The organism is Halorubrum sp. C191 (assembly GCF_002727095.1).
GTDB lineage: Archaea > Halobacteriota > Halobacteria > Halobacteriales > Haloferacaceae > Halorubrum > Halorubrum ezzemoulense.
On record NZ_NHNZ01000114.1, the window covers coordinates 1 to 5,959 of the forward strand.

11 protein-coding genes are annotated in these 5,959 nt (G+C 56.6%); 9 read left to right on the forward strand and 2 right to left on the reverse strand.

From position 1 onward, the window contains the following. Positions 1-412 precede the first annotated feature (412 nt). Entirely contained in the window at positions 413-1,039 is a 627-nt protein-coding gene (locus Z052_RS11790) for a hypothetical protein (protein ID WP_199058267.1), read from the reverse strand. A gap of 33 nt (positions 1,040-1,072) precedes the next feature. Here Z052_RS11790 and Z052_RS20540 point away from each other — a divergent pair, with 33 nt between their 5' ends. From Z052_RS20540 to Z052_RS11815, 6 genes are all read left to right on the forward strand, one after another. Further along, positions 1,073-1,420 carry a hypothetical protein gene (locus Z052_RS20540; protein ID WP_199058269.1) on the forward strand — a complete coding sequence of 116 codons (348 nt, stop codon included), beginning with the start codon at positions 1,073-1,075 and terminating at the stop codon, positions 1,418-1,420. Beyond that, positions 1,417-1,602, forward strand: a complete 186-nt coding sequence (locus Z052_RS20545; RefSeq protein ID WP_199058270.1) for a hypothetical protein — start codon at positions 1,417-1,419, stop codon at positions 1,600-1,602. The genes Z052_RS20540 and Z052_RS20545 overlap by 4 nt, the downstream gene beginning before the upstream one ends. 50 nt (positions 1,603-1,652) lie before the next feature. Further along, positions 1,653-2,273 (forward strand): ArsR family transcriptional regulator, encoded by a 621-nt coding sequence (locus Z052_RS20995; protein WP_241897934.1) that lies wholly within the window; start codon positions 1,653-1,655, stop codon positions 2,271-2,273. Beyond that, positions 2,274-2,729 (forward strand): hypothetical protein, encoded by a 456-nt coding sequence (locus Z052_RS11805; protein WP_099289044.1) that lies wholly within the window; start codon positions 2,274-2,276, stop codon positions 2,727-2,729. Positions 2,730-2,844: 115 nt separating this feature from the next. After that, positions 2,845-3,153: a hypothetical protein gene (locus Z052_RS20230; RefSeq protein ID WP_158228684.1), complete on the forward strand. Its 309-nt coding sequence runs from the start codon at positions 2,845-2,847 to the stop codon at positions 3,151-3,153. Between the two features lie 93 nt (positions 3,154-3,246). Beyond that, positions 3,247-3,660 carry a nucleotidyltransferase family protein gene (locus Z052_RS11815; protein WP_094521140.1) on the forward strand — a complete coding sequence of 138 codons (414 nt, stop codon included), beginning with the start codon at positions 3,247-3,249 and terminating at the stop codon, positions 3,658-3,660. On the opposite strand, the gene Z052_RS11820 is transcribed toward Z052_RS11815, so the two are convergent. Then, entirely contained in the window at positions 3,654-4,952 is a 1,299-nt protein-coding gene (locus Z052_RS11820; RefSeq protein ID WP_099289045.1) for an RNA-guided endonuclease TnpB family protein, read from the reverse strand. The two genes, Z052_RS11815 and Z052_RS11820, sit on opposite strands and share 7 nt — an antisense overlap. Positions 4,953-5,093: 141 nt before the next feature. On the opposite strand from Z052_RS11820, the gene Z052_RS11825 reads away from it, so the two are divergent. The 3 genes from Z052_RS11825 to Z052_RS11835 form a co-directional block, all read left to right on the forward strand. Continuing rightward, the gene (locus tag Z052_RS11825; protein ID WP_099289046.1) at positions 5,094-5,339 is read left to right on the forward strand and encodes a DUF86 domain-containing protein; all 246 of its coding nucleotides are present in this window, start codon (positions 5,094-5,096) and stop codon (positions 5,337-5,339) included. 62 nt (positions 5,340-5,401) lie between these two features. Next, positions 5,402-5,674 carry a type II toxin-antitoxin system Phd/YefM family antitoxin gene (locus Z052_RS11830; protein ID WP_099289047.1) on the forward strand — a complete coding sequence of 91 codons (273 nt, stop codon included), beginning with the start codon at positions 5,402-5,404 and terminating at the stop codon, positions 5,672-5,674. Between the two features lie 10 nt (positions 5,675-5,684). After that, positions 5,685-5,959, forward strand: a 275-nt coding sequence (locus Z052_RS11835) for a type II toxin-antitoxin system RelE/ParE family toxin (RefSeq protein ID WP_099289048.1), incomplete at its 3' end; no start/stop codon positions are given.

A 5,959-nucleotide genomic window follows, 5' to 3' on the forward strand; every position in this document is an offset into this window, starting at 1 on the left:
CGGGAGCTCACACGGAAGTGTATCGTCCATAACCTCGAGCAGGCGGCGAGTTAGAGCTCGCCGCCTGCTCCCCTTCTCCGAATGTATCCGAGAGAGGCATCGCCATCGTCCACCTCATGCTTTATCTGGTATCTTGTGAAACTGATGCTTTGGTCGCCGCACAATTCCGCTCGAATCGAATCGTCCGATCTGAGAATCTACAGCTAAAGCGCTGCTACCGGTAGAAGATCGAATATCAAAAATCCGATGTTGCCGCCGTCTTGCGTTCAACACGGCACTCAAGAACAGTTCACACTCGTTTGACTTGACGTACCTGATGAACGTCTGATACGCATCACTATCAGTCCCACCGAGCGTCCGAAGAAAGCTTGTATCAAGCACAAGAGCACCCGGAAACGGCGACGGGTGCTCTTCACTCATCGCGTTGGTACGGTGCGTCCGCAATCGTCCGCTCGTGGATATCCACCGCAAAATCCACGTCAGCTAGTGTCGGGTCGTGGTCTGTAACGACCGCAAGTATCCCTTCGATTGCCTGCGTGACCGCGATCCCCTCAACAGCAGGGACCCCAATCTCATCGGCGACACCGCGGCGAGTAGTGTCTCCTTTGAGATACGAAATTGTGGCTGCGATTGCGGGGGCAAGTTCAGCTTTTCCGTGGCGGTCAACAAAGAGCGCGAGATCCTCATCGACGCTAGTCGCACCGTACACCGCAATAAGGGCGGGACCAAGCTCGATAGTAGCTTGATCCGTCCAATTGCCACTAACGGGATCAGCACGCCAGAGTGCTGACCCATGGTCGTATTCGTCGAGTTCCTCAACGACGCTCAGCTCCGCGAGTGTGTTAGCGTATTTGTACGCCGTACTCTTCGAGAGTTGTTGACGCTCTCGTGCTGCCGTAATCGTGGTCGGAGAGTTGATCAACAGATCAGTATAAAACCGTGCGAGTTCAGGGCTTCCCAACAGCTCCTGAACGACGAAGAACTGCCGGGCCGCACTTCCCGCGTCTCCTGAACCGGCTGAGGGGGACGCATTTGACATGGTCTATAGTACGCGAACTATGGACTAAAACATTTGGGTGGGCACATCGAGTCCCTCTTCGGACTCGAAACCGACGTGATCGCACGGCGAAGTCCCCTCCGTGGGGAGCCAGACGATTTTCTCGTCGCCGAGTGTAAAGACTGGCACACGTCGCTTGTCGGCCGCAACGCAGTCGCAGCCATCTCGCATCGAGCGCTGCTCGCCCGTGCGATGCCCATCCTCGTCGTGGCGTGGGGCGTGACTACGTCGGCGTGGTGGCTCGCGCAACTACTCACCGTCCGAATCGTCACCATCGACGGCCTCACCACAGAGCCGCTCCCACCCCTGACCGAACATCGCCACCGAGGGGTACGTTCCGCACTCGTCGCGAGCCCCGGGTGAGCGAACTCCGAAGCAATATGCCGCAGTTGTTGAGACGACGGAGTGACCTCGACATCGAGGCGCCGGTGTTCTACAGCAGTGGTGGGAGCGGTCCGTGTTACGTGCCGGACCGAACGGGCAACGACGAGTACGTCGACGCCCGCGACACTGACTACGAGTTCGGCAAGGATAGCAAATATTAGTTATTTCTAAGAAAGTATTTTATCAGTAGAGCCTGTAGTCGCTGATACACATGACCACAACTGACGCTCCCCACGATCTGTGGGAGGGAGACGTGAATGAAGCCGCTATTGAGGAGTGGAAAGCAGATACAACCACGTTCGACCGCATCCGGCACGTCAGTGACGTCACCACCGAGCCGCAAGCGGCCAGTACAATAGCCGAACGAGCACAGGTGAGTGAACCAACTGCGCGAAAATATCTCTCGATACTAGCGGAAACTGGCCGTGTCAAAGTAATCAACACAGAGTCCGGAACACGGTATATGCGCGCTCCCCAGATGCTGGCAATGAAGCGTATCGCAGCGATTCATCGCGAACATAGCAAAAGCGAAATCCGAGACTCGATCCGAGACCTCAAGACGGAACTGAACAGCTTCCAAGAGCAGTACGACGTTGCTGACGTCGACGAACTCACTCTCGAACTAGAACCTGGAGACGACGGGTGGCAAGATGTCACTCGCTGGCAACAGATTGAACAGAATCTTGAGATTGTACAGGCGGCGCTCTCACTCTACGATTTCGACCCTGACGATAGCCACGCTGCTGCGGCTCGTGTTGCTGACACCAGCCATGTTACCGGATCGTCCAAGTACGGTACACTCAGCGATGACAGCGAGCAATCAACGGCATAAATGGAGCCTGACACAGATGTCGAGGGGGAAGTCGGACCACTAGACGAGACAGCGGTAGAACAGATTCGAGACGAGTTCACAACGCTGGATGGGCTTGTCGTCGAAGCAGGGTTCGACAGCCTACTAGACCCGACAAAACTCGTCGTCCGACTCGATGACGGAATCGGAGATGCGGACTCGTGTCGGTTCGATGTTCGATGGTACCAAACGGGATACTACAATTTTCACCATACTGACAATCAGGATGTTAACTTTCGATTTGACTACCATCCCAAACCAGACGCTCCGAACAAGCATTTTCACAACCCACCCGATGCGCCGTCAGAGCACCCACAGCGCTCTTGTATTACTGTCACAGAGCCCAGGCAGGTGACACGTGCTGTACATTCTCTCTGGCGGCGTGTATACGAAGAGAACTCGCTTACACAGCTGAACGAAGCAGAAAACCCGCCGTAACATTCTCGCAATCGGTTCCCACGGCTCTCTCGTCGATCTGTCATTCCATTCGGCAGCGGTTGCCCCTCACCGAGCATTACGCGTCTGAGCGATATCCGTCCTAGTGACGTGGGGTGTGACCACCGCCGTATGGTATCTCGCACAGCTGCTCGACGTTCGAATCGTCACCGCCGAGGACCTCTACAAAGACCGGCTCCCGCCGCTGACCGAACGCCGGCCGCCGGGTGGCACGCTCCACGCACGGCGGGAACCGCTCATCCAAGACTTGCGTGACCGACTACCGCTGCTCGTTCACCGTCGAAGCGGGCTGGATATTGAGGCGCCTGTCTTCAACGGGGCGAGTCATGGTCCGTGTTACGTGCCGGACCGAACAGGCAACAACGAGTACGTCAGCGCTCGCGACAGCGACTACGAGTTCGGCTAGAAACGAGCGCTGGAGGGATCACGCGCTCACACGCTAATACCCGCATTCAGACAAGACCACGGGGATCCCACCTGCGTTTTATATCATCAGAGAATGTATCCTGAACTAATGAGAACCGTTGAATCGACCACTCTCGAGAGCCACTTCGATATTGAGACCGTCCAAGCTGTGCTCCGAGAGCATCCGGTCCGGCTCGCGATCCTGTTCGGGTCCCACGCCACCGACACGGCCCACGATACGAGCGACATCGATATTGCGGTCGAGTTTGACGAACACAAGCCGACAGATCGGGGATACAACGACGTGTTCCTTGGGCTGAGCGCCGATCTGAGCGATGAACTGAACACGGATGACATCGATCTCGTTGATCTCCACACAGTCACTCAACCACTCGCGACGGCGATATTCGAAACTGGGATCCTCTTGGTTGGAAACAGCAACCACGCCGCCGAACTACGTCATGAACTGACAGCAAGCGGGACCGACCAGCAAACGCCTCGTCAGTGACCCACGACTGAAGTCGTGGGCTTGTCAGTGGACTCCCCTTCTGTCGTCGAATCGACGCTGGCGGTGAATCCGCCGTTCAGGTTCAGCGTCCCTGACGTCAGCGCACACTGACAGGGTGCGCCTCCATCCGAAGACGTCTGCCCCGAATGGAGTCGTTTCAACAGTTTCCGAGCGATGTTCTTGCTCGCATTATAATCCGCGTTCAGCTCGTAGTCGCACTTCTGACACGCGAATCGGTGTTTCAATCGCCGATTCGTCTCGTGTGTAAACCCGCACTTTGAACACCGCTGGCTTGTGTACGCCGGACTCACCTGCTCGACTTCAATATCGAACATCTCGGCTTTGTACTCGACGTACTCGTACAAGCGACGAAACGCCCACGCGTGGAATCGCTTCGCGCCAGCCATCCGATCACGGATATCGGTCAAGTTCTCGAACGCGACGTGCGTACACCCGTGATCGCGAGCTTCGTTGAGAATCTGATTCGAGGCGCGATGGAGTTCGTTCTGCATCCAGCGGTGTTCGCGATCGTCCATCGACTGGATCGACAGGTGCGCCGACCGTGTCCCTGTCTGTTGCATCGACCCGCGCGTCTTCTCGAACTCGCGGCGTCGATGATTCATCTCGTCAGCATTCCCGATGAACGCGCCCGTGGAAGTCACGGCGAGCGAGCCGTCCACGTTCAAATCGACGCCAAGGACTGTTCTGTGCTTGGCGTTAGAAGCAGCCGCGGACTGCTCGTGGTCGTCTGTGATGCGGCGCATCCGTGCGTGGAGGTAGAACGCCTCGGTCGAGCGATCGTACTGGAGCGTGGACATCCGGAACTCGTACTCCTCGTTCAGCAGGTACTCGCCGATCGGCGTTCCCGTCGGATCGTCTGGCAATACGTACTCACACTCGACGCGCCCGTTCACCGTGGAAAGGGACACGTGGTCGCGGTGGAACGTCGCGCTGCGCTTGTCGTAGACGACGCTCCACGCGTCGAACTGTGGTTGACTGGTACTCTCGCCCTTTTTGAGCCGGGCAACACCGCTTTTGATGGCTTCGATAGCGCGTCGAATTCCCTTCTGGACGAGGTTCGCAGTCAGTTTTGTTTCCTCCCGAAGTCGGTCGTAGAGCGCGTTCTCGGCTTGTTGTTTCGAGGTGACGCAGTGCTCGTCCGGGTGTCGCCACGCCCAGGCTGCGGTCGTGTTCGCACAGTAGAGAAACTGCTCTTTCGTCTGATGGAGGTCGTCGCACCGCTCCTCGGGCACGTCAAGCTTGACTTTGACGGTGCGAATCACATCCTCCATCTGTGTTTCACATGTTGATCTATCCGTTTATAAATTCTACGGCTGGTACTGGGGAGTCAGGTTGCTATCGCTCGTAGTTTGTTATGAGTATTGGCGGATTCCTCCCACGGCTGAAGCCGTGGGCTTCCTCCTTGTTACTCTATGAAGATGACGGAGGCAGCTATCGATATCGCCGAAGAAATCGGCAAACACGAACAGGGCCATCCACCAGCAAGCAACCCGGCATCAATGCGTCAGCTCGGTGAAATAGGCATACTGTCGGGATCACTGGCCGAGGAGATGGCACAGGGCGCTCGATTCCGGAACGTGTTGTCTCACACGTATGGGAACATTATCACTCTTCCATTCGATCCAGCGGCTGGCGACACGGTCACCGCCGTGCCTTGACAGCCTCTTTCGGGTAGAAAGCTGGCGACAGTTCTATTAATACCACCCACGTACCACGATGTATGAGTACGGGTGCAGACGGCGACAGCAACGGGGACATGGTCAAATTGAACGTGAAGGTCCCGAAACGACTTCTCGCAGAGATTGACGAGCTCGCGGAGGAACTAGAGTACACCAACCGGTCAGAGTTTATTCGTGAGGTGCTGCGCGACACCACGGAGCCAATTCTGACGCCTGGTGCCCAAGAGGGCGTCTCGGAGGGCTACGCGGACGTGGCGGCGGGCCGGACGATGTCAACGGACGAGGCCCGCGAACGACTCGGTATCGACGACTGAGGGGGGAACAGTGGCTCACGAGGTCGTTCTGACAGAGACACTGGTTAAAACATTAGAGCAGTTTGAAACGCAGGACACAGAACGGATCATCAACAAGTTGGAGGACATCGTGGACTTCCCCGACCACTTTCTTGATCGGCTGAAGAACCACCCCGGCTACAAGCTTCGAGTTGGTGACTTCCGTGTCTTAATCGATTGGGACAAAGACAACGAGGTGATCTACGCCATCGATGCTTTCGAGCGGAAGAAGGAGTACCGTGAACTGGGTGAACTACCCTACCCTAC

What these genes read in the sequence shown, in the direction of transcription:
- Z052_RS11790 (WP_199058267.1), bottom strand. Translation starts at nt 1,039, where the DNA reads ATGTCAAATGCGTCCCCCTCAGCCGGTTCAGGAGACGCGGGAAGTGCG.
- Z052_RS20995 (WP_241897934.1), top strand. Translation starts at nt 1,653, where the DNA reads ATGACCACAACTGACGCTCCCCACGATCTGTGGGAGGGAGACGTGAAT.
- Z052_RS11805 (WP_099289044.1), top strand. Translation starts at nt 2,274, where the DNA reads ATGGAGCCTGACACAGATGTCGAGGGGGAAGTCGGACCACTAGACGAG.
- Z052_RS11815 (WP_094521140.1), top strand. Translation starts at nt 3,247, where the DNA reads ATGTATCCTGAACTAATGAGAACCGTTGAATCGACCACTCTCGAGAGC.
- Z052_RS11820 (WP_099289045.1), bottom strand. Translation starts at nt 4,952, where the DNA reads ATGGAGGATGTGATTCGCACCGTCAAAGTCAAGCTTGACGTGCCCGAG.
- Z052_RS11825 (WP_099289046.1), top strand. Translation starts at nt 5,094, where the DNA reads ATGAAGATGACGGAGGCAGCTATCGATATCGCCGAAGAAATCGGCAAA.
- Z052_RS11830 (WP_099289047.1), top strand. Translation starts at nt 5,402, where the DNA reads ATGAGTACGGGTGCAGACGGCGACAGCAACGGGGACATGGTCAAATTG.